At 73.6% G+C, this 21,101-nt stretch carries 21 protein-coding genes and 2 pseudogenes; 9 read left to right on the top strand and 14 right to left on the bottom strand.

Translation table 11 applies throughout. The annotated features are described in order from the left end of the window. Positions 1-107: 107 nt before the first annotated feature. A complete protein-coding gene (locus E1281_RS20980) occupies positions 108-1,196 on the bottom strand; it encodes a potassium channel protein (RefSeq protein ID WP_131880759.1) in 1,089 nt (362 codons plus the stop codon). Positions 1,197-1,233: 37 nt separating this feature from the next. Further along, positions 1,234-1,941 carry an NADPH-dependent F420 reductase gene (gene npdG, locus E1281_RS20985; protein ID WP_131880761.1) on the bottom strand — a complete coding sequence of 236 codons (708 nt, stop codon included), beginning with the start codon at positions 1,939-1,941 and terminating at the stop codon, positions 1,234-1,236. A 101-nt stretch (positions 1,942-2,042) separates the two neighbouring features. Between npdG and E1281_RS20990 the strand changes: the two genes are divergently transcribed. After that, positions 2,043-2,630, top strand: coding sequence for a hypothetical protein (locus E1281_RS20990; RefSeq protein WP_207943398.1), 588 nt, complete (start codon positions 2,043-2,045; stop codon positions 2,628-2,630). A gap of 11 nt (positions 2,631-2,641) precedes the next feature. Here E1281_RS20990 and E1281_RS20995 read toward each other — a convergent pair whose 3' ends face one another. Beyond that, the gene (locus tag E1281_RS20995) at positions 2,642-2,821 is read right to left on the bottom strand and encodes a hypothetical protein (protein ID WP_131880763.1); all 180 of its coding nucleotides are present in this window, start codon (positions 2,819-2,821) and stop codon (positions 2,642-2,644) included. Positions 2,822-2,892: 71 nt separating this feature from the next. On the opposite strand from E1281_RS20995, the gene map reads away from it, so the two are divergent. From map to E1281_RS21015, 4 genes are all read left to right on the top strand, one after another. Next, entirely contained in the window at positions 2,893-3,744 is an 852-nt protein-coding gene (map, locus tag E1281_RS21000; RefSeq protein ID WP_131880765.1) for a type I methionyl aminopeptidase, read from the top strand. Positions 3,745-3,802: 58 nt separating this feature from the next. After that, positions 3,803-4,492, top strand: a complete 690-nt coding sequence (locus tag E1281_RS21005) for a helix-hairpin-helix domain-containing protein (RefSeq protein WP_131880767.1) — start codon at positions 3,803-3,805, stop codon at positions 4,490-4,492. A gap of 29 nt (positions 4,493-4,521) precedes the next feature. Further along, entirely contained in the window at positions 4,522-5,538 is a 1,017-nt protein-coding gene (locus tag E1281_RS21010) for a DNA polymerase ligase N-terminal domain-containing protein (protein ID WP_131880769.1), read from the top strand. Positions 5,539-5,705: 167 nt separating this feature from the next. Further along, on the top strand, positions 5,706-6,422 hold the full coding sequence (locus tag E1281_RS21015) for a metal-dependent hydrolase (RefSeq protein WP_207943399.1): 717 nt from the start codon (positions 5,706-5,708) through the stop codon (positions 6,420-6,422). 31 nt (positions 6,423-6,453) lie between these two features. Here the strand turns inward: E1281_RS21015 and E1281_RS21020 are convergent, their stop codons facing one another. The 9 genes and pseudogenes from E1281_RS21020 to E1281_RS21055 form a co-directional block, all read right to left on the bottom strand. After that, positions 6,454-7,563, bottom strand: coding sequence for a hypothetical protein (locus E1281_RS21020; protein ID WP_131880771.1), 1,110 nt, complete (start codon positions 7,561-7,563; stop codon positions 6,454-6,456). A 96-nt stretch (positions 7,564-7,659) separates the two neighbouring features. Further along, the gene (locus E1281_RS21025) at positions 7,660-8,316 is read right to left on the bottom strand and encodes a response regulator transcription factor (RefSeq protein ID WP_131880773.1); all 657 of its coding nucleotides are present in this window, start codon (positions 8,314-8,316) and stop codon (positions 7,660-7,662) included. Continuing rightward, positions 8,313-9,554, bottom strand: a complete 1,242-nt coding sequence (locus tag E1281_RS21030) for a histidine kinase (RefSeq protein ID WP_165959021.1) — start codon at positions 9,552-9,554, stop codon at positions 8,313-8,315. Before E1281_RS21030 ends, E1281_RS21025 begins: the two co-directional genes overlap by 4 nt. Positions 9,555-9,615: 61 nt before the next feature. Beyond that, a complete protein-coding gene (locus tag E1281_RS41985; RefSeq protein WP_347813297.1) occupies positions 9,616-10,803 on the bottom strand; it encodes a cytochrome c oxidase assembly protein in 1,188 nt (395 codons plus the stop codon). Next, a pseudogene (locus E1281_RS42840) lies at positions 10,743-11,555 on the bottom strand (CopD family protein); the annotation flags it as partial. The gene E1281_RS41985 and the pseudogene E1281_RS42840, both read right to left, overlap by 61 nt. A gap of 166 nt (positions 11,556-11,721) precedes the next feature. Beyond that, entirely contained in the window at positions 11,722-12,348 is a 627-nt protein-coding gene (locus E1281_RS21040; RefSeq protein WP_131880775.1) for a copper resistance protein CopC, read from the bottom strand. 100 nt (positions 12,349-12,448) lie between these two features. Then, entirely contained in the window at positions 12,449-13,534 is a 1,086-nt protein-coding gene (locus E1281_RS21045; protein ID WP_131880777.1) for a DUF5685 family protein, read from the bottom strand. Between the two features lie 90 nt (positions 13,535-13,624). Further along, positions 13,625-14,923: a helix-turn-helix domain-containing protein gene (locus E1281_RS21050; protein ID WP_131880779.1), complete on the bottom strand. Its 1,299-nt coding sequence runs from the start codon at positions 14,921-14,923 to the stop codon at positions 13,625-13,627. A gap of 51 nt (positions 14,924-14,974) precedes the next feature. Continuing rightward, a pseudogene (locus E1281_RS21055) lies at positions 14,975-15,301 on the bottom strand (helix-turn-helix domain-containing protein); the annotation flags it as partial. 184 nt (positions 15,302-15,485) lie between these two features. On the opposite strand from E1281_RS21055, the gene E1281_RS21060 reads away from it, so the two are divergent. The 4 genes from E1281_RS21060 to E1281_RS21075 all read left to right on the top strand — a co-directional run bounded on the left by E1281_RS21060 (position 15,486) and on the right by E1281_RS21075 (position 19,603). Next, entirely contained in the window at positions 15,486-16,931 is a 1,446-nt protein-coding gene (locus tag E1281_RS21060; RefSeq protein WP_131880781.1) for an NCS2 family permease, read from the top strand. A gap of 136 nt (positions 16,932-17,067) precedes the next feature. After that, positions 17,068-18,270 (top strand): glycerate kinase, encoded by a 1,203-nt coding sequence (locus E1281_RS21065; RefSeq protein ID WP_243717190.1) that lies wholly within the window; start codon positions 17,068-17,070, stop codon positions 18,268-18,270. A gap of 77 nt (positions 18,271-18,347) precedes the next feature. Next, a complete protein-coding gene (locus E1281_RS21070) occupies positions 18,348-19,157 on the top strand; it encodes an SAM-dependent methyltransferase (protein WP_131880783.1) in 810 nt (269 codons plus the stop codon). A 146-nt stretch (positions 19,158-19,303) separates the two neighbouring features. After that, complete coding sequence (locus tag E1281_RS21075) at positions 19,304-19,603, top strand: metal-sensitive transcriptional regulator (RefSeq protein WP_131880785.1); 300 nt, start codon at positions 19,304-19,306, stop codon at positions 19,601-19,603. A gap of 41 nt (positions 19,604-19,644) precedes the next feature. On the opposite strand, the gene E1281_RS21080 is transcribed toward E1281_RS21075, so the two are convergent. After that, entirely contained in the window at positions 19,645-20,514 is an 870-nt protein-coding gene (locus tag E1281_RS21080) for an oxygenase MpaB family protein (RefSeq protein WP_243717192.1), read from the bottom strand. A 132-nt stretch (positions 20,515-20,646) separates the two neighbouring features. Then, positions 20,647-21,009, bottom strand: a complete 363-nt coding sequence (gene cutA / locus E1281_RS21085; RefSeq protein WP_131880787.1) for a divalent-cation tolerance protein CutA — start codon at positions 21,007-21,009, stop codon at positions 20,647-20,649. Positions 21,010-21,101: the final 92 nt, after the last annotated feature.

Raw genomic sequence — 21,101 nt, forward strand, 5'->3', positions numbered from 1 at the left:
CCCGCCGCCCGCCCCACCCCGGCGGCGGGTCCGAACGCCCGCACGGCCGCTTCCCTCCCGGCGCGGCCGTGCGTGCGTTCTTCACGGGGCCCGGCTCCCGGGTGCCGTCAGGATCCGTGCTCGCGGCGGGCGTTGTCGCGTGCCAGCTCTTCGCCGTCCCCGGCCGACGCCTCCCGGGGCCGCTTGGAAGCCGCCACGATGAGCCGGTCGCCCGGCCGGAGGGACGTGCATTCCGGATGGTCGAACGGCAGCATCCGGCCGTCCCGGACCACCGCGAGCACCGGCTCCCGCACCGCGCCGAGCGGCGCGCCGGTCTCGTCCGGGCGCACGTCGCGCTCCGTCAGGTCGAGGCCGCTGCCCTGGTCGAGCAGGTCCTCGATCACCTGGCTGACGTTCGGCTGGCTGGTGGACACCCCGAGCAGCCGTCCCGCCGCCTCCGAGGACGTCACCACGTGGTCGGCGCCGGACTGCCGCAGCAGCGGGACGTTCTCCGACTCGCGCACCGACGCCTGGATCCCGGCGTGCGGGTTGAGCTGCCGCGCGGTGAGCGTGACCAGGACGGCCGTGTCGTCGCGGGCGCTGGCCACCACGATCTCCCGGGCCCGCGGCACCGCGGCCTGCTTGAGCACCGAGCTGCGGGTGGCGTCCCCGACGACGCCGACGAACCCGGCCTCCGTCGCCTCCGCGACCACGCGCGGGTCGGGGTCCACCACGACGATCGACTCGCGGCTCACACCGGTGCTGAGCAGGGTCTTGATGGCGCTGCGGCCCTTCGTGCCGTAACCGGCCACCACGATATGGTCGCGCACGCGTGTCCTCCAGCGGGCCTTGCGCCAGTCGTCGCGGGTGCGTTCGGCCAGCACCTCGAGGGTCGTGCCCACGAGGAGGATCAGGAACAGCACCCGCACGGGCGTGATGAAGAGGATGTTTACCAGCCGGGCGGTGTCGCTGACCGGTGCGATGTCACCGTAGCCGGTGGTCGACATGGTCACCGAGGCGTAATAGAAGACGTCGAGCAGCGACAGCGTCCCGTCGCGGTTGTCGCTGTAGCCGTCGCGGTCGGCGTACACGGCGGCCACCACGGCGAAGAGGAGCAGCACGGCGATGCCGACGCGCTGGGCGACCGCTCGCAGCGGTCCCGTCCTCGCCGAGGGCAGGAGGACGAGCGGCCCCCGCACCGCTTCCGGATCGTTCACGCTCGGCACCGTACCGGGTCGGGCCGTCAGGCGGAGATCAAACGTCGGTGATGCGCAGGCCCGCGTGCGCCTTGTAGCGGCGGTTCATCGAGATGAGGTTGGCGGTGAACGCCTCGACCTGGCCGGCGTTGTGCAGCCTGCCGCCGTAGACGCCCCGCATGCCGGGGATCCGGCCCGCCAGCGCCTGGACGAGGTCGGTGGCCTCGCGGTCGTTGCCGAGGACGAGCACGTCCAGCTCCATCCCGTCCACCTCCGGGTCGAGCAGCAGCTTCGCCGAGACGTGGTGGAACGCGGCGACGACGCGGCTGCCGGGCAGGACCGCGGCGGCCTGCTCGGCGGCGCTGCCCTCCTCGACGGGCAGCGCGAACGCGCCCTTGCCCTTCTCGAAGCCCAGGGGGTTCACGCAGTCGACGACGATCTTGCCGTCCAGCTCCGCGCGCAGCGACTCCAGCGTGGGCTTGTGCCCGTCCCACGGCACCGCGACGATCACGACGTCGGACCGCCCGGCGGCCACCGGGTTCTCCGCGCCGGAGACCGGCAGGCCCGCGCCGCCCCGCTCCCCCGTGAGGTCGTCTGCGGCCTGCTGGGCGCGGTCGGCCTTGCGCGACCCGATCGTCACCCGGTGCCCGGCGAGCGCGAACCGGCGGGCGAGGCCCTTGCCCTGGTCGCCGGTGCCGCCGAGGATGCCGATCGACAGGCCGCTCACGTCAGGGAGGTCATAGGGCGTCTTCTGCTGCTCAGTCATGCCGCCGAGTCTGCCAGGCGGCCCCGCGGCCGCGGCGCCCCGGGCCACCGCATCCGCGCAACCGGCCCGTCCCGGACGTCCGGGTGCGGCACCATGGTCCCGTGGACGCCGAGCAGATCATGATGTTGCGCGAGGTGCTGTCGGCCTCGGGCTGGCTGGAGCGGACCCAGGACTTCGGCCGCGCGCTGCGGGTCACGTCCCGGACCCCCGGCGGGCTGCTGCTCGTCGGCACGCCCGGCGACGACCCGTGGCACCTGGCGGCCCACCTGGACGACGAGAGCCGGCTCGGCGACGCCCCCGGCCTGGCGCCCACGCTGGTGCGCTGGAAGCCGCCGGAGGACGCGCCCGCGCACCTGAGGGTCGGGCTGGAGCGGCTCGAAGCGGCGCGGCGCGGCGAGACGCTGTTCGTCGTCGCCGAGGAGGACGCGCCCGTCCCGCTGCTGGAACGGGTGGACGACGCCCGCCGCACGGGCGCGACCGTCCTCGCCCTCGACGGCGGCGACCGCGAACTCCAGGGCCTCGCCCACGAGGCGCTGACCGTCCCGCCGCGGGAGGCCCTGCTGTCGTTCGACGGCGCGCAGCACCTCGTCAGCGCGGCCGCCGGCCGGGAGCCGGCGCGGAGCCCGCGGGGCCTCCGGCACCGCCTCGCCCGGCTGCTCGACACCGTGTCGGGCCCCGTGGCCGACTGAACCGTGGTCGGCTAATCCTCGGCGTTGTCCCTGCGCCACGCCTCGTTGCGCTCGCGCGCCAGGGCCAGGGCGTCCGCCGCGGCGCTCTCCGACTTGTACGGGCCCATCCGGTCCTTGCCGGGGCAGCCGGGCCCGTGCTCGACCTTCATGTGCTTGAGGCAGAACCACCAGTCACCGTCGTCACCGGCCATCGGCGCTCCTCTCGAATGTGCGCTCGGCACGGGATTCGTTGCCGCGATCCCGCTGACTACACTCCATCACTATGACGACCCAGCTACTCCGGCCCGGAACCGTTTCCCCGATGCGCAAGGTCCCGTCGAGCATCCCGCGCCCGGAGTACGTCGGGAAGAAGCGCCCCAGGACCGGTGAGCCCGACGTCAAGACGCCCGAGATCATCGAGAGGATGCGGGTGGCGGGGAAGATCGCCGCGCAGGCGCTCCAGGAGGTGGGCCGGCACGTCCGGCCCGGCGTCACGACCGACGAGCTGGACGTCATCGGGCACGAGTTCCTCCTCGACCACGGCGCCTACCCGTCCACGCTCGGCTACCGGGGCTTCCCCAAGTCGCTGTGCACCTCGGTCAACGAGGTGATCTGCCACGGCATCCCGGACGACACCGTGCTGCGCGACGGCGACATCGTCAACGTCGACATCACCGCGTTCATCGGCGGCGTCCACGGCGACACCGACGCGACGTTCCTGTGCGGCGACGTGGACGAGGAGTCGCGGCTGCTGGTGGAGCGCACCCGCGAGGCGGCCATGCGGGGCATCCGCGCGGTCAAGCCGGGGCGGGCGCTGAACGTGATCGGGCGGGTCATCGAGTCCTACGCCAAGCGGTTCGGGTACGGGGTCGTGCGCGACTTCACCGGCCACGGGATCGGCACGACGTTCCATTCGGGGCTCGTCGTCCCGCACTACGACGACCCGGCCGCCACGACGGTCATCGAGCCGGGGATGACGTTCACGATCGAGCCGATGCTGACGCTCGGCACCCACGACTACGACATCTGGAAGGACGGCTGGACCGTCGTCACCAAGGACCGCAAGCGCACGGCCCAGTTCGAGCACACGCTCCTGGTGACCGGAGACGGCCACGAAATCCTCACCCTGCCGTGACGAACCTCTTGATCTAGGGTCCGATTCGCCCCACATCCGGCCGGGAGAGTCTCTAGAGATGAACGCCCCAGCGCCGTACGAGCCGCGGGTTCCGTCCGACAGCATGCCGCCGGGGCGCGCGGCGCTGAGCGTGACGTGGGCGGCGCTGCCGTTCCTGACCCTCGGCTACGCCACGCCGTTCACGTTCGCCGCGGTGGCGCTGTGGCGGCGCAGCCTGCACCTGCTGGTGTCCACGGCCGCCTACCTCGGCGTTTTCGCGCTGATGCTGTACATGCTGCCCGGCATCGGCCGGGAGGACGGCACCGAGCGCACGGTCGGGATCCTCCTCTTCGTCCTCGCGGTGGTGGGCTGCGCGCACTCGTTCATCATCCGGCGCCGCGTGTTCGACCCGCACGGACTGTCCGGGGTCGACAACGAGGCCGTCGTGGAGCGGGTCAAGCGCCAGCGGCTGCTGCGGGACAAGGCGCGGGAACTGGCGCGCGAGGATCCCGGCCTCGCCAAAGAGCTGCGGATCGGCCGTCCCGACCTTCCGCGCCAGTACAACGACGGCGGGCTGGTCGACGTCAACCACGCCCCGGCGGAGGCGCTGACGCTGCTGCCCGGCATCACCCCGGAGCTGGCGGGGAGGATCGAGCGGGTACGGGCCGAGGCGGGCGGGTTCGTGTCCGCCGAGGAGCTGTCCGCGGTGGCGGGACTGCCGCCGTCCCTCACCGGCGAGGTGGCCGACTACGCCGTCTTCATCCGCTGAAGGCGGGCGATCGCGGGTACGGAACGGGCGTGGCTCCGAAGAAGCGGAAGAAGGACGGCGACCGGCTGGCGGAGTACCGCGGGAAGCGCGACGCGGAGCGGACGCCGGAACCCGTCCCCGAGGAGAAGGCGCTGCCGCACGGGGACGACGACACGTTCGTCGTCCAGGAGCACCACGCGAGCAGCCTCCACTGGGACCTGCGGTTCGAACGCGACGGGGTGCTGGTGTCGTGGGCCGTCCCGAAGGGCCTGCCGTGGAGCCCGGAGACCAACCACCTCGCCGTGCACACCGAGGACCATCCGCTGGAGTACGCGACGTTCGAGGGCGACATCCCCAAGGAGGAGTACGGCGGCGGCAAGGTGATCATCTGGGACCGCGGGACGTACGAGACGGAGAAGTGGTCCGAACGCGAGGTGAAGGTCGTCATCCACGGCTCGCGGGTCTCCGGCCGGTACGTGCTGTTCAGGACGCGCGGCAGGAACTGGATGATCCACCGGATGGACCCGCCGGCGGACCCGGACGCCGAGCGGCTGCCGGAGTCGCTGAGCCCGATGCGCCCGGTGGAGAAGGCGCGGCTGCCGCGCGACCAGGACGCCTGGGGCTTCGAGTTCGCGTGGGGCGGCAGGCGGACGGCCGCCTACGTCGAGGGCGGCAGGACGCGGTTCACCGACGGCCGGGGGCGCGCCGTCGCCGGTCCCGGCGGGCTGGGCTCCCGGCTCGGCGTCGCGCTGGGCGCCCGGCCCGCGCTGCTGGACGGTGAGCTGGCCGTCCTCGACGGCCGCGAGACGTACATGATCTACGACGTGCTGCATCTGGACGGCCGGCCGCTGCTGGACGTCCCGTACCGGGAGCGCCGGGAGGCCCTGGACGGCCTGGACCTGTCCGGCTCGCTGTGGCAGACCGCCCCCTGGTTCCCCGGTGACGGCGACGCCGTCCGCGCGGCCGCGGGCGAGCAGGGGCTGCCGGGCGTCGTGGCCAAGCGCCTGAACTCGCCGTACGAGCCCGGCGAGGAGTCCGAGGCCTGGCGTTTCGTGCCGGCCCGGTGACCGAGCGCTCACCGCACCCCGCCCGGAACGGAACCCGGGCGGGGTTTCCCGCATCCAAACGGACGTAGCGCCCGGTTCGGCGCGTCGCCGACGAAAACGATCAGTAGCGGGTTAGAGTCCGCCACTGAAGCGGGCGGCGGGACGTGCTGGAAGGCGGGGAACGGCGGATGATGGGCAAGACGCACGCCCTCAGCGGCGCGCTGGTGTGGCTGGCGGCCGTGCCGGTGCTCGCCCAGGAGCGGCTGCTCGGCGAGCACGCGGTGTCGCTGTCGCCGGAGCAGGTCGCGGCGGGCGCGGTGGTGTGCGCGGGGGCGGCGATCCTGCCCGACATCGACCATCACAACGGCCGCATCGCCAACACGTTCGGGCCCATCACCGAGCACATGTGCAAGTGGATCGGGAAGATCTCGGGCGGGCACCGGCAGGGGACCCACTCGATCCTGTTCGCCGTCGGGATCGGCTTCGCGATGGACTTCCTCGCCACCCACTACCTCTACGCGTGGTGGGCCTGCCTCTTCATGATCGTCGGCCTGGGGCTGCGCGGCGTCGGCCTGGACTTCGAGGGCAAGGAACCGCAGTCCGCGCTGGCCGACTGCGCGCTCGCCCTCATCGCGGTCTGGCTGATGGCCAAGATCGACATGAGTTTCGTGGGGTTCGCGGTCGCGCTCGGATGCCTGGCGCACGTCGCGGGCGACTGCCTGACGCCGCGGGGATGCCCGGTGCTCTGGCCGCTGCCGTGGCGGACGTCCGTCCCCGTCATCCCGAGGACGGACGGCAAGGTGGAGCGCTTCCTGGTGATGCCCGTCCTCACGCTGGGCATCGCCGTCCTCGCCGTCCGGTCGGTGCTCGGCGACGTCGGCGCCCAGTGGCTCACCCGGAACTGACCCCGGCCGCGGCCCGCCCCCGCGGGGCGGCTCAGTACCGGGTCACCAGGGCGATGCGCCCGTGGTCGACCAGGAAGCCGTCGGAGACGAAGGTGATCTCGCCGCCGTACTCCATCGCGGTCTCTATGACGTCGTCCACGGCGTCGTCGACGACGTCCGCGCCCTTCAGCACGCCGGGCATGCCGTCCATCGGGACGAGTTCGTCGCGCGTCTTGATCGCCGGCGCGTAGTAGCCGCGTTCCACGATCAGGTGGTCACCGCGCCCCCCCTCGACCAGCCGGGAGACCTCGCGGAGGCCGCCCGCGTACCGCTGGATGCTGCGCGCGGCCTCCAGTTCGGCGAGCACGGCCACCTCGCGGAGGTCCTCGTAGGCGGCGAGCGCCGGGCGGGCCGCCTCGGCGAGCGTGCCGGCCGCGGCGCCCTCGAAGCTGCCGTCGACGCGTCCGGCCACGGTGGTGTGCGGGCCCGCCAGCTCGTCGAAGAGCGCCTGGGCGCGGGTGACGCCCGCGACGATCAAGGGGCGGTGGTCGCGCGCGAGGATCCGGTCGGCGGCGCGGGCCGCGTCCCGGACGATCTGCCGGTGGCGCTCCCCGTCACCGCCGCCGTCGCCGCCCCGCGCGGCGCGCCGCGACTGCCGTCCGTCGCCGGCCTCGTCGATCGGGTCGGAAGCGACCGGGAAGCCGCCGCCGGTGTGCTCGGTCAGGTGCCCGTCGTGGCCGTCCCACAGCCGGGTCCGCCGGTCCGACAGCGCCAGCAGCCAGTAGCGCGGGGTGCGGGTGTAGTCGGCGACGAGGTCGCGGGTGGCGAAGCCGGCGTCGACGACCACCCGCTCGTCGACGGGCTGGGCGATCGTGAACGCGTGATGCTCCCCGTCGGGCGCCGCGAAGAGCACCAGGCCCGCGGACGCGCCACGCGGGTCGATCTCGCCCGCCGCGCGCTCCAGGCCGCGGACGACCTGGTCCGCGGCGTCGGGCGGCACGCGGACGTCGGCGTGCAGCCGCCGCCGCACCTCCGCCAGCAGGTTGCGCAGCCGGATCCGGTCCTGCCGGCTCTCCGGGAGCGCCCGGTGCGTCGGCATCAGCACGGAGACCGCCGGATAGGCCCTCGGCTTGCGCAGGTCGGACAGCGTCGCGGCGTCCATGATCCCCCGATCGTCAGACTTGTTCGCTTCTGACTCTTTTGTAGCTACTCGTAGGTAAACGAGGCGTAAGGGGGAGGCGCAAAGGGGGTGTCGGCGTCAGCCCGGCGTGATGAACGAGGTTTCGTACGCGTAGATCACCGCCTGGGTGCGGTCGCGGGCCTGGAGCTTGGCCAGGATGTTCCCGACGTGCGTTTTCACCGTCTGCGGGCTCACGAAGAGATCCTGGGCGATCTCGGCGTTCGAGCGGCCCTTGGCCATCAGGCGCAGCACGTCCCCCTCCCGCTCGGTGAGCCGGCCGTGCCAGGCCGCCCCGGCCGTCACGGAGCCGGACGGTCCGTGCTGCGCGGCCAGCTCCCGGATCGCCGCGGGGAACAGCAGGCTGTCGCCGTGCGCGACCATCCTGATCGCCTGGAGGATCTCCTCCGGACGCGTCCGCTTGAGCAGGAAGCCGTTCGCGCCCGCCTTCAGCGCGTCGTAGACGTACTCGTCGTTCTCGAACGTGGTGACGACGATGATCCGCGGCGGCTCCGGCACGGTCTCCAGGATGTGGCGGGTCGCCTGGATGCCGTCCAGCCGCGGCATCCGCACGTCCATCAGGATCACGTCGGGCCGCAGCCGGTTCACCTCGCCCGGGACCTCCGAGCCGTCGGCCGCCTCGCCGACCACGGCCAGGTCGTCCTCGCCGTCGATGATGGCCGCGAGTCCGGCCCTGATCAGCCGCTCGTCGTCGACCAGCAGAACCTTGATCGTCATGTTCCGGACCTTAGCGGCAGCGAGACGCGGAAGCGCCACACGCCGCCCTCCGGCCCGGCGGTCATCTCGCCGCGCAGCACGGTGACGCGCTCGCGGACGCCGCCGAGGCCCCGCCCGCCGCCCACGCCGGTGAGCGAGGGGCCCGCGCCGTCGTCCCGGGGCGCGCCGGCCGGGTTGCTCATCTCCATCTCCAGGCGCTCCCCCTCGACCGCGAGCCGGAGCCGCACCGGCACCTTCCCGGCGTGCCGCAGCGCGTTCGTCAGCCCCTCCTGGACGATCCGGTACGCCTCGCGCGACACCGCGGCCGGGACGTGCTCCACCCCGGGGTCCACCTCCGCGTCGAGCTTCACCCCGGCGATCCTCATCTGCTCCAGCAGCCGCCCGAGATCCTCCAGCGTCGCCTGCGGCGCGGGGCGGGACGGGTCCTCGCGCAGCAGCCCGAGCACGTGGTCGAGATCCTCCAGCGCGGCGCGGGCCGACTCCTCGATCGCGCCGAGGGCCTCCCGCGCGAACGCCGGATCGGCGTCGAGGACCCGTCCGGCCGCTCCGGCCTGGAGCGTCACCACGCTGAGCGCGTGGCCCACCGAGTCGTGCAGTTCCCTGGCCAGCCGGTTGCGCTCGGCCAGCCTGACGGCCCTGGCCTCCGCCTCGGCGAGCCGCTCGGCGGCCGACGGCCCGAGGAACCACGGCGCCAGCCGCGACAGCAGCGAGCCCGCGCCCACGATCAGCGGGAGCAGCACCGCCATCGACGCCACCCCGACCAGCGGCGCGATCCACTGGTTCCAGCCGGCCTGCCATCCCCACGCCTCCATGAACTCGGCGTCCCAGGTCACCACCGGCGCGAGGACCGTCACGAGTGCGAACGGCGGCACGGCCAGGCTGAGCCCGCTGATCACCACGCCGACCGCCAGGTGCAGGCTGAACCACGCCCCCGCTCGGGCCCGGCTCTCCCACGACCGCGCCGATCCCGGCACGAGCGCCGCGGCGGGCCCCTTGAGGAGCTCTCTGGCGAGCGAGCCCTCCAGCAGCCGCACCGTCGGTACGAGCCCGGTGACGAACGTCGCCGCCATCGGCAGGACGAGCAGCGCCAGCACCAGCGTGACGGCTTGGTTGACCGGAAGCAGCGGGGCGAGGGCGATCGCGAGGAACCAGTACGGCATCAGCAGCGCTCCGCCCACCACCATGTGGGACCAGCGCTGCCAGGTCCTCCGCGCGACCAGCGGCCGCACCACACGCATCACGCCCCCGATCCTCGCAGACGGGGCCCGCTTCCCCCTCCCCCGTGAGAGGGAGCCGGGGTCACGGGCGTTTGCCCCGCTCCCCGGCCTCGGCCTCGGCCCCGTCACGTCCGGCCCGGTCCCTTTCGGCGAGTTTCGCCAGGCGGGCGTTGTAGACGGCCAGCTCGTCGTCCTCGGGCGCGCCGCCGGCCTTCGCGGCCCGGTCGGCCCTGCGGTCGAGCCGCCGCGCCTGCCGCTGGTCGTCGCCGTACCACTGGAACGCCAGGACGATCAGGACGATGAACGTGGGGATCTCACCGAAGGCCCACGCGATCGCGCCGCCGGTGTGCTGGTCGTGCAGGATCGTGGTGCCCCACGGCGGGTCGACGGACTCATACCAGCCGAGGGCGAGGGCCTGGCTCATGTTCATCAGAGCGATGCCGAAGAACGCGTGGAACGGCATCGTGACGAACAGCAGGAGGAGCCGCCCCGGGTAGGGCAGCTTCTTGGGCGCCGGGTCGACGCCGAGCAGCACCCAGAAGAACAGGGCGCCGGCGGCCAGGAAGTGCACCATCATCGCGATGTGGCCGAGGTGGTTGCGCATCGCGGCCTCGAACAGCGGCGTGAAGTACAGCGCGAAGAGGCTCGCCACGAAGATGATCGTCGCCACCGCGGGATGGGCGATGACCGCGACGTACCGGCTGTGCACGATCGCCGTCAGCCACTCGCGCGGGCCGCGGTCACCGCGGATCCGGGCGGGCTTGAGCGCGCGCAGCGCGAGCGTCACCGGCGCGCCGACGACCAGGAAGATCGGCGCCAGCATGTTCAGGACCATGTGCTGCGCCATGTGGACGCTGAACAGGATCGGCGCGTACTTGGCGACGCCGGTCTGGGTGACGGCGACGATGGCCAGCAGGCCGGCGAACCAGGCCGCGCTGCGTCCGGCCGGCCATGTGTCCCCGCGCCGGCGCAGCCGGACGACGGCGGCGAGGTAGAGGCCGCCGAGCACGACGACCAGGACGGCGAAGAACAGGTCGAACTGCCACAGCGTCGCCAGCCGCGGCGGGGTGACCTCCGGCGGCATCTCGTAGCCGAGCAACGTCTTGACCGCGGTGTCGGGCGTGGCGGGCGGGGCGGCGCGGTGCGGGCCAGCGCGACGGCAAGGCCCATGGCGGCGGCCATCACGGCCGCCTCGGCCGACGCGAACCGGGTGAACGACCAGGGCCTGCGGTCGGCGAGCGCGGGCAGCGTCCGGTTCCGGTGCCACCATCCGAACCAGCCGAGCGCGCAGAAGAGGACGATCTTCCCGAGGGCGAGCCGGCCGTAGTTCGTCTCGACCAGCTCCACCGGGTCGGGCAGCCGGGCGATCACGTTCACCATGCCGCTGGCGCCGACGGTGATGAAGCACCACAGCGCCATCCGGCTGAACCGCTCGGCCATGACCGGCAGCCGGTCCCGGCGGAGCAGGGCGTGCGCGCCGACGATGGCGAGACCGCCGACCCAGGGGGCGACCGCGGCCACGTGCAGGGCGACGCCGGTCGTCGCGACGGCGTGGTTGGCGGCGGAGGCCGAGTGGCCGGTGAGCGGCGCGGGAAGCAGCGCGACCGCGGCCATCGCCAGCAGCCCGAACGCGGCGGCGGGCGTGGCGGTGGTGCGGGCCAGCAGCGCCACGACGACGGCCAGCAGCACCACGATCATGAGCGCGGTGCCCTGCGGCAGCGAGCCGACATAGCTGCTCAGCTCGCTGCCGGTGACGACCTGCTGCACCGGCTGGCCGAGCACGTCGGCGACGGTGAGCACGAGGGTGGCCGCCGCGGCCGCGGCCCAGCCGGCGGCGAGCCAGGACGCGGCGCGCATGTAGCCGACCGCGTCCTCGGAGAGCCGGGCCGCGTCCCTGGCGGTGCGGCCGTCCCCGGCGGAGCGGGCGTCCCCGGCCGGGCGCGGGCCGCGCCCGCGTTCGGCGGGCAGGAACGCGGCCGCGGCGAGCAGGGCGCCGACGGTCAGCGCGGACAGCAGGTCCATCGCCGTCCGCGCCGCCGGCAGCCCCCACCGGGTGAGGGCGCCGGGGTCCCCGAGGCCGGGGATGACCTTCTCGGTCACCGATCCGCCGAGCACGAGCCCGGCCACCAGGACGGCGGCGGCCGCGGCCGCCGCGCCCGCGGCGGCCGCGCAGACGCGCAGGCCCGCCCTATTCACTTCCGCCGGCCGCCTGGTGCTTGCGCTTGGCCCGGAACACGATGCCGACGCCGATGCCGACGCCGATCAGCAGGCCCGCGACGATGAGGACCCACATCATCGTCCCGGAGCCGGAGTCCTCGTCCGCCGCCGCGGCCTGCTCCTGGTCCAGCTTGAGCGGCTTCTCGTCGGCGGTGGCGGCGGCGCCCGTCTGCTCCTCGGCGCCGACCCCGCCCGCGGACGGCGCGGGCGCGGCGCCGCCGGCCGCGGTGAACGTCAGGTCGTCGCTCTGGACGGGGTGCCCGTCCTCGCCGACGACCCGGTAGGCCACCGTGTAGGTCCCGGCGGGCAGCGCGCCCGACAGCTTCTGAATGACCGTCGCCCCCGAGCGCTCGGCGGCGCCCGACTGGAACGCCTTGCCCGAGCCGTCCCGGACGACGACCTCGGCGACGTTGATCTGTTCGCTGAAGACCAGCTTCACCTCGGTGACCGATTCCGCCGAGGCGCCCTTGGCCGGCGTGCTGCTCTCCAGCCGGGGGTGGGCGAGCGCGGGCGGCGCCATGACGACGGTGAGCAGGGTGGCGACGGCGGCGGCGATGCCGAGGCGGCGCAGGGGACGGCGAAGCTTGAGGATGTTCATTGATGGCCGGGTTCTCTAGTGGGTCGAAGGGGTTCCCCCACCCTACTGAGCCCGTGGTAGTGGCACGTGCGGGGTTTCGTGAAGCGTCACGGACGCGTGCTCAGCAGTCGCAGCAGCAGCAGTCGCAGTCGCTGCAGCAATCGCAACTGGCGCAGCAGTCGCAGTGCCGGGAGCACCAGCAGCGGTCCCCGCACGACTCGCCGTGGTGGTCGCTCCACTCGGGCTGGAAGACCCCGCAGGTCACGCAGACGGCCGTCCCGGTGAGGCACGGGATCGGCCAGCCGGGACGCGGCCGCCGCGGCCCGCGCCCCGACGCGGTGGCGTGCCCCTCCCCGGCCCCCTCGAACGCGCGCTCGACCGAGCGGCGCACTTCGCGGTCCAGCAGCGCACGGACGAGCTGCGGCCGCTCCAGCTCCAGGTCGGCGAGCGCGAGGCGGAGCCCGTGCAGGGCGTCGTCGGCGTGCCGGCGGGCCTCTGCGGCGGTGGCGCCGGTGGCGAGCAGCGGGTTGTACGCGCCCGCCGCGGTGTCGTCGGCGAGGTCCTCGACGGCGTCGATGAGGTGGGCGATCCGCCCGAAGAAGCGGCCGGCCTCCGCGAGGGCCTCCGCGTTGCCCTCCTTTCCGGCGAGGACGGCGGTGTGCGCGAACACGGCCGCGACGGCGGCCTCGGTGGGCTCGGTCAGGTCGAGCAGGCCCAGCCCCGGGGTCGCTTCCAGGGCGGGCTGGCGGGCGACGGCCGCGCGCAGGACGGACGGGTCGAAGCCGGCCGCCTCTCCGGTGCGGCCGCCGGCGGCGTCCCAGCGGCCGGCCACCCGGCCCGCCGCTGCGGCGACGAGGCGCCGCGAGTACGGCCCGTCCCCGTCCGCGACGTGGTCACGGGTCTTGCCCGCTGCGAGCAGCAGGGACGCGGCGGCGGCGAGCCGCGCCCCCTGCGCCTTCGCCGTCACGACCTCGGCGGTCTTCATGCCGCGCAGCGCGCACGGGCCGGCCTTGCGGCGCGGGGACAGCGCCGGCGCCTGCGCCTCGGCCAGCACCGACACCAGGAGGCCGTCGTAGTTGGTGACCAGCCGCGCAGCCTGGCCGTGCTCGGCCCGGAGCGTCAGGCACAGGCCGCACAGATGCGCCATCCAGTCCTTGAACAGATTCCCGCACAGGACATGCCGGCACGGCCGCACGACACCGAACACAGAAACTCCCCCATCTCAGGCGACCGCAGCATTATTCATGACGCGGCGGCGCCCGTGACGGTTCATTCCCCCTGCGAGCTCACTCCGGGCTCACACCCCGACGCAGGTCAGCGCGCGGCGGTAGGCGGCCATCCTGGGCTCCTCGGCGGTCCCCGTCTCGGCCAGCACCTCGGCGAGGTCGAACCAGGCCTGCGCGGCCTCCCGGGAGGACTCCATCTCCTCCAGGCAGGTGGCGGCCCGGGTCAGCACCTCCACGGCCCGGTCCCGCCGGCCCAGCCGCACCGACGCCTCGCCGAGCACGGTCAGCGCCCCGGCCGTGGCGCGGCGCGGCGCGTCCCCGAGCAGGTCGAGGGCCTCCTCGGCGAGCCGCACCGCCTCGGCGGGGCGGCCGAGCACCGTCTCGGCGCGGGCGAGTTCGGTCAGGCACCAGGCGACGTCGATCTCCCCGGACGAGCTCGCGTTGATCTCGCCGCGGACCCGGGTGAGCAGCTCGCGGGCGCGGGTGGCCTGGTCGGGCCGGGCGCGCAGCAGGAGCCCGGCGTAGCTGACGCGGAGCCTGCCGAGGTCGCGGGGGTCCTCGCCGTCGCCCGCGAGCATCAGCGCCCGCTCGGCGAGCGCGACGCCCTCCTCGTACTCGCCGCGGATCTCCGCGACGTAGGCGGCCTCCCAGTAGGCGACCATCCGGGCGCGGGGGCTGCCGATCCGCTCGGCCCGCTCGACGAGCTGGGCCGCGAGCTGGCGGGCCCGGACGAGGTCGCCGCGCTCGATGAACGCGGCGAGCAGCGCCGCGCCGAGGTGCACGGCGGCGTCGGTGGAGTCGGCGCCGGTCGCGATGAGGTGCCGCAGCGCGTCCTCGGCGGCCTGCACGCCCGCGCCGATGTCGCCGCGCTCGCGCAGGCAGCGGCTCAGAGCGACGTGGACCTCCGCCCAGTGGTCGAGGTCGGTCTCGGCGGAGGCCTGGCCGGTCAGCTCCCGCAGCCCGGCGATCGCCTCCTCCAGCTCGCCCGCCGCCTCCAGCGCGAGCGCGTGCCCCCACCGCGCCTGGTGCAGCATGTCCGGCAGCGCCACCGCGTCGGCGCTGGCGAGCACCTCGGCGAACCGGGCCCGCGCCTCGGCCGCCGCGCCGTTGCTCAGCGCGATCTCCGCATAGTCGAGCGTGACGCGCAGCTCGTCCACGACGTCCTCGCTGACGCCGCTGACGAGATAGGTGGGCGAGCAGTTCAGCTTCACCGCGAGCAGGTCCACCACGCTCGGGGCGGGCACCCGCTTGTCGCTCTCGATCAGCGAGATATAGCTGTCGGACAGCTCGGGGAAGGCGAGCTGCGCCTGGCTCACGCCCTGCCGGATCCGCAGGGCGCGGATGCGCTGCCCCAGTGTCTCCCGATCCATCGTGTGACCACCGCCTACAGAGTTTTCCCGCTGGAAGAGTGTGCCTGCCCGCTACCGGGTGCTCGCCGGCCGCGTGGCGCGCAGCGCGAGGAAGAAGTCGACCCGATCCTCAAGTGTGCCGAGGTCCCGGCCGGTCAGGTCCTCGATTCGCCGGATTCGGTATCGAAGCGTGTTCACATGGACGTGCAGCCGTGTCGCGCTGCGGCGCCAGGACCCCGAACACGTGAGGAAGACCTCGAGCGTGTGGACGAGCTCGGCCTGCCGGCTGCTGTCGTACTCCTCCAGCGGGCCGAGCATCCGGGCGCGGAAGGAGGACCGCGTCCCCTCCGGGACCGACGCGAGCAGCCGCGCATAGGAGTCGAGGCCGTCCATCCCGGCCGAGTCTCGCATTCGCACCAGGGCAGGCTATAGCGGACCCGTCGGCGCCGTCACGCTGCGAAGGCCGGGACTCACGTCCCGATACCGCCCCCCGCGGCTGTGCAGGTGCGGGACGACGGGCCGCGCGGCGGTTACCCTGTGCACGCCCATTCGAGATCATGCTGCGGAAAGCGGAGCGCCCGTCATGTCCAAGACCAACGCCGCCGGGACCGGCGAATCACCGCCGGCGGGCGGGCACGGGCCGCTGGAGCGGCTGTTCGACCTCACCGGCCGCGGGACGACCGTGCCCCGCGAGCTGCGCGGCGGCGTCACCACGTTCTTCGCGATGGCCTACATCATCCTGCTGAACCCGATCATCCTCGGCGGGGCGGAGGACGTCACCGGGGCGACGCTGTCGATCCCGCAGCTCACCACGATGACCGCGCTGTCCGCGGCGGTCGCCACGGTGATCATGGGGCTGGTCGGGAACGCCCCGCTCGCGCTCGCCGCGGGCCTCGGCATCAACGCGGTCGTGGCGTTCCAGGCGGCGCCGGTGATGACCTGGCCGCAGGCGATGGGACTGGTGGTGATCGAGGGCGCGGTCATCGTGGTGCTGGCCCTCACCGGGATCCGCGAGCGGATCATGAACTCGATCCCGCTGGCGCTCAAGCACGCGATCGCGGTCGGCATCGGCGCGTTCATCTCGCTCGTCGGCCTCTACGACGCGGGCTTCGTCAGCTCCAGCGACGAGAGCCCGCCGCTGGCCCTCGGCACCGCCGGGCAGCTGGACACGTGGCCGGTGCTGGTGTTCGGGCTCACGCTCCTGCTGATGATCGTCCTGTACGTGCGGCGGGTGCCCGGCGCGATCCTGATCAGCATCGTCGCCGGGACGGTGGCGGCCGTCGTCATCCAGGAGAACGCGAACATCAAGGAGGGCGGCTGGGGCGTGGTCACGCCGAGCATGCCCGACAGCCTGTTCGCGATGCCCGACTTCGGGCTGTTCGGCGAGTTCGACCTGGTCGGCGGCTTCGCCGAGGCCGGGGTCATCACCGCGCTGGTCGTGCTGTTCACGCTGGTGCTGTCGGGTTTCTTCGACGCGATGGGCACGATCCTCGGGGTCAGCGACGAGGCCGGCCTGCTGGACGAGAAGGGCCAGGTGCCGCGGCTCGGCCGGATCCTCTCGGTGGACGGCGTGTCGGCCGCGTTCGGCGGTGTGACCAGCTCGTCCGCCAACACGGTGTTCGTGGAGTCGGCGGCCGGCGTCGGCGAGGGCGCCCGCACGGGCCTGGCCAACATCGCCACCGGCGCGCTGTTCGCCGTGACGCTGTTCCTCACCCCGCTCGCCGCGACGGTGCCCGCGCAGGCCGCGGCGCCCGCGCTGGTCGTCGTCGGCGCGCTGATGATGACGCAGGTGGCCAAGGTCGACTGGGACGATCTGGGGCTCACGATCCCGGCGTTCCTGACCATCGTGCTGATGCCGTTCACCTTCTCGATCACGATCGGGATCGGCGGCGGACTGGTGAGCTTCGCGCTGATCAAGGTGGCCCGGGGCAGGTGGCGCGAGGTTTCGGTCTGGCTGTGGCCGGTGGTGGCGCTGTTCCTGATCTTCTTCCTGATCCATCCGATCGAGGGGTGGCTGGGGGTGCGCTGACGGCCGCCGCGGGCGCCGGACCGGCGAGGATCGCCGCGTATCTAAAATTCTTGGACACGCCTGCGGGTGTCAATTAGTGCCTTCATGGCGTAAGCAGAAGGTAGGGCCTTTACCCCCCGGCGTGAAAGGCGTGGCTGTGGCGTCCGCGGACTCTCCCTCCCACCCGTCTCCGCCAGGTCACGTCCTGCTGGCGCCTGACAGGTTCCCGGGAGCGCTGACCGCGGCGGAGGCGGCACGGCACCTCGCGGCCGGGCTGCGCCGCGCCCGTCCCGGCGTCCCGCTGGTGGAGCTGCCGGTGGCCGACGGCGGGGAGGGCACGGTGGAGGCCGCGGTGGCGGCCGGGTGGCGGCGGGTCGAGGCCGAGGTGTGCGGGCCGACGGGCCGCCCCCTCACCGCGCGGCTCGCGGTGAACGGCCGCAGCGCGGTGGTGGAGCTCGCCGAGGCGTCCGGCCTGCGCCGGCTGCCCGGCGGCAGGCCGCGCCCGCTCGCCGCCTCCAGCATCGGGACGGGGCAGCTCCTCGCGCACGCGGTGCGGCTCGGCGCCCGCCGGATCGTCCTCGGCCTCGGCGGCGGCGCCTGCACCGACGGAGGCGCGGGGCTGGTGCAGGGCCTCGGCGGGCGGCTGCTGGACGCGGTCGGCAGGGACCTCCCGCCCGGCGGCGCCGCGCTGCGCTCGCTGCACGCCCTCGACCTGCGCGGCCTCCCGGACATGTCGGGCATCGAGGTGGTGGTCGCGGGCGACTCGGCGGGGCCGCTGCTCGGCCGCACCGGCGCCGCGGCGGTGGACGGGCCGCGGCGCGGGGCGAGCCGCGACGAGATCCGGCTGCTGGACGCGGGGCTGCGCCGCTGGGCCGACCTGGCGGAGGCGGCGTCCCGCACGGCCGCCCGCGACCTGCCCGGCGCCGGGACGGCGGGCGGGGTCGGGTTCGCCGCGCTCGCCTTCCTCGGCGCGACGATCGAGCCGGGCGCCTCGCTGGTGCTCGACCTGCTGGGCTTCGCCGGGAAGGCGCGCGGCGCGCACCTGGTCGTGACCGGCGAGGGCTCGCTGGACACCCGCTCGCTGCGCGGCACCGCGCCGATCGGCGTCGCCCGCGCCGCCGCCCGCGCTGGCGTGCCCGTCGTCGCGGTCGCCGGACGGCGCGGCCTCACCGGCGAGCAGCTCAGGAAGGCCCGCATCCAGGCGGCCTACGCGCTGGCCGACATCGAGCCGGACGCCGAGCGCCGCGTCCGCCGGGCCGGCCCGCTGCTGGAGCAGCTGACGGTCGCGATCGCCGACGAGTGGCTCCCCCGGCGGCCCCCCGGCCCGGATCGCTTCAGCGAACATTCGCCACTCTCATGACGGATGTATCGCCAGGCGTTTACGATCTTTGGGAGCGGCGAACCAGAGGACTTCACAGCGGGCGAGGCGGACACGGCATGACCGAAGAGCAGTACGACTGGGCTTCACTGGGGATCGACACCACGACGCCGAGCATCGCCCGGACCTATGACGTGGTGCTGCGGGGCAAGGACAACTTCGAGGTCGACCGCGCCTTCGTGGCCGAGATCGTCAAGATCGTCCCCGAGATCTACGACGTGGCCACCTACAACCGGGAGATCCTCGGGCGCGGCGTGCGGTACCTGGCCGGCGAGGCGGGCCTGCGCCAGTTCCTCGACCTCGGCTCCGGGCTCCCGACCGTGCAGAACACCCACCAGGTCGCGCAGGCCACCGCTCCCGGCGCACGGGTGGTGTACGTCGACAACGACCCGATCGTCCTCGCGCACGGGCGGGCGCTGCTCGCCGAGAACACGGACACCACCGTCGTCACCGCCGACGTCCGGGAGCCGGAGAAGATCCTCGCGCACGAGGAGGTCCGCCGGCTCATCGACTTCGACCGGCCCGTCGCGGTGATGCTGGTCGGCATCCTGCACCATCTCCACGACGACGAGGGCCCGCAGCAGATCGTGGAGAGGCTGATGGACGCCGTGCCGTCCGGCAGCCACCTCTTCGTCACGGCCTTCTGCGCGTCCAGCCAGGAGGCGGTCGACGCCGAGGTGCAGTACCAGGGGCTCCTCGGCACGGGGCGGTTCCGCACCCCCGAGGAGATCACCCGCTACTTCGACGGCCTGGAGCTCCTCGAACCCGGCCTCGTCCCGCTGCCGCTGTGGCGGCCCGACGGCGCCGTGCCGGACGAGCTGAGCGTCGGCCAGCGCCTCATGTACGGGGGCATCGCCCGCAAGCCCTGAGCGCGTCGCCGTCCACCGGAGCCCAGGCCCTCCCGCCGCGCCCCTCACCTCGGGCTTGAACCGACCGGGAGCGCATAAGGTACCCATGGGGGGATTTTCCCCTGGGGTATCCGGGCGTGCGCCCTCGGAAGATTGTGAGGACGAAGATGGCGACCAGCGAGACCCCCACGCGCGGGTACACCGCCACCAAGGACCAGCTGCAGACCCGGCTGGCCCGGATCGAGGGGCAGGTGCGCGGCATCGACCGCATGGTCGACGAGGACCGCTACTGCATCGACATCCTCACGCAGATCAGCGCCGTCCAGGCCGCGCTGGACAAGGTGGCGCTCGGCCTGCTGGACGGCCACGTGCGGCACTGCGTCGCCGAGGGCGCCGAGGAGGGCAAGAGCGAGGCCATGTCCACCGAGCTGATGGCGGCCGTCGGCCGCCTCATGCGCCGCGGCTGACCCGTCCCCCTCCGGGGCGGTGGCGCCCCGGGCGGCGGGCGTCAGGAGGCGATCGACCAGGTGGCCAGGTCCGTCTCGTGCTGGCGCGTGAGGTGCCTGGCCCGCTGGGCGTCCGGGGAGTAGCGGTACCGCTCGGGGACGACCTGGGACGTCCGGTGCAGGCCCTTGAGCGTCAGCGTCGCGGCCAGGTCGGACGTGGGCAGGCCCGGCAGCCCGTACATGCGGCGGGCCCAGCGCGGCAGCGTCGCGACGACCAGCGAGCCGAGGGCGGGAGCGGCGAGCTTCAGCGGCAGCAGCCGGCGCGGGACGGCCGGGTTGAACATGCGGCGCAGCCCGGCGCGGGCCTCCCGGCACGCCCAGATCCGCCGCCGCATCTCCGCGTAGTACTCGTCCATCTCCGCGACCGTGGCGGGCACGTCCGCGGGATCGAGCCCGACGACGGCGGCGGCGCGGCGCTGCTCGTCCACGAAGGCGTCGGCGTCCCCGGCGGTCAGCGGCACACCGGCGCGGCGTGCCACGTCCAGGTACGAGTCGACCTCGCCCAGGTGGACCCAGAGCAGGTTCTCCGGGTCGTCGACCGGGAACGTCTCACCGGTGCGCATGTCGAGGCCGGTCAGCTTGGAGTGCAGCTTGCGGACCCTGCGGCCCACCCGCTCGACCTCCGCCTCCGTCCCGTAGGTGCGCACGCGGACGAACTCGACCGTCCGCCCGAGCCGCGCCCAGGCCGCGGAGGGGTCCATGAGCTCGGAGTTCTGCGCCGTGCCCCACATCGACCGCGGATGCAGGCCCTGCAGCAGCAGCGCCCTGATCCCGCCGACGATCAGCACGGGCTCGCCCATGACCCGCCAGGTCACCGAGCCGGGTCCGAACAACCCGTGGTCGGTGCGCTCCTCACCCGATTCGTCGTGCACGTCGACCGCCTTCCGTCGCCCCGGCCGGTGACCACCCGGCCGTGGTAACGGAAAACTTACCCCGGATTGACGCCCGCCACACGATCGGTCTCCGGGCGGGGGGACGACCTCCCGCACCCCCTGGCGGCAGCGTCAGTCCTGGTCATCGTCCTCGACGGCGTCGTCGTGCTCGCCGGCCTCGGTCTGCTCGGTGATCCAGGCGAGGTAGTCCATGCTGCCCGCCACGACGGGCGTGGCGATGATCTCCGGGGTGTCGTAGGAGTGTCCCTCGGTGATCAGGGTGGCCAGTTCCTCGAAGCAGTCGACCGAGGTTTTGAAGAGCACCATCCACTCCTCGGCCGACTCGATCTCGTCCTCCCACCAGTAGGTGCTGGCGATCGGGCCGACGAGCTGGGCACAGGCCGCGAGCCTCTCGGCGACCGCGGACTTGGCCAGCTCGGCCGCCTCGGCTCGGGAGTCGGTCGTCGTCGTCACCTGCACGTAAGAGTGGGCCATGGCACGACTCCTTCCCTTTCACCGTTCGCGCACGCCACCGGGCTGTTCCGGGGGGTGTGGGGGGTCGTCCCCCACAGGGAACCGGGCTGTTC

The organism is Actinomadura sp. KC345, from assembly GCF_004348515.1.
Lineage (GTDB): Bacteria > Actinomycetota > Actinomycetes > Streptosporangiales > Streptosporangiaceae > Spirillospora.

What these genes read in the sequence shown, in the direction of transcription:
- cutA (WP_131880787.1), bottom strand. Translation starts at nt 21,009, where the DNA reads ATGGCCCACTCTTACGTGCAGGTGACGACGACGACCGACTCCCGAGCC.
- E1281_RS20995 (WP_131880763.1), bottom strand. Translation starts at nt 2,821, where the DNA reads ATGGCCGGTGACGACGGTGACTGGTGGTTCTGCCTCAAGCACATGAAG.
- E1281_RS41985 (WP_347813297.1), bottom strand. Translation starts at nt 10,803, where the DNA reads ATGGTGGCACCGGAACCGGACGCTGCCCGCGCTCGCCGACCGCAGGCC.
- E1281_RS21060 (WP_131880781.1), top strand. Translation starts at nt 15,486, where the DNA reads ATGTCCAAGACCAACGCCGCCGGGACCGGCGAATCACCGCCGGCGGGC.
- E1281_RS21075 (WP_131880785.1), top strand. Translation starts at nt 19,304, where the DNA reads ATGGCGACCAGCGAGACCCCCACGCGCGGGTACACCGCCACCAAGGAC.
- E1281_RS21040 (WP_131880775.1), bottom strand. Translation starts at nt 12,348, where the DNA reads ATGAACATCCTCAAGCTTCGCCGTCCCCTGCGCCGCCTCGGCATCGCC.
- npdG (WP_131880761.1), bottom strand. Translation starts at nt 1,941, where the DNA reads ATGACTGAGCAGCAGAAGACGCCCTATGACCTCCCTGACGTGAGCGGC.
- E1281_RS21015 (WP_207943399.1), top strand. Translation starts at nt 5,706, where the DNA reads ATGATGGGCAAGACGCACGCCCTCAGCGGCGCGCTGGTGTGGCTGGCG.
- E1281_RS21025 (WP_131880773.1), bottom strand. Translation starts at nt 8,316, where the DNA reads ATGACGATCAAGGTTCTGCTGGTCGACGACGAGCGGCTGATCAGGGCC.
- E1281_RS21030 (WP_165959021.1), bottom strand. Translation starts at nt 9,554, where the DNA reads ATGCGTGTGGTGCGGCCGCTGGTCGCGCGGAGGACCTGGCAGCGCTGG.
- E1281_RS21005 (WP_131880767.1), top strand. Translation starts at nt 3,803, where the DNA reads ATGAACGCCCCAGCGCCGTACGAGCCGCGGGTTCCGTCCGACAGCATG.
- E1281_RS21050 (WP_131880779.1), bottom strand. Translation starts at nt 14,923, where the DNA reads ATGGATCGGGAGACACTGGGGCAGCGCATCCGCGCCCTGCGGATCCGG.
- map (WP_131880765.1), top strand. Translation starts at nt 2,893, where the DNA reads ATGACGACCCAGCTACTCCGGCCCGGAACCGTTTCCCCGATGCGCAAG.
- E1281_RS21070 (WP_131880783.1), top strand. Translation starts at nt 18,348, where the DNA reads ATGACCGAAGAGCAGTACGACTGGGCTTCACTGGGGATCGACACCACG.
- E1281_RS21020 (WP_131880771.1), bottom strand. Translation starts at nt 7,563, where the DNA reads ATGGACGCCGCGACGCTGTCCGACCTGCGCAAGCCGAGGGCCTATCCG.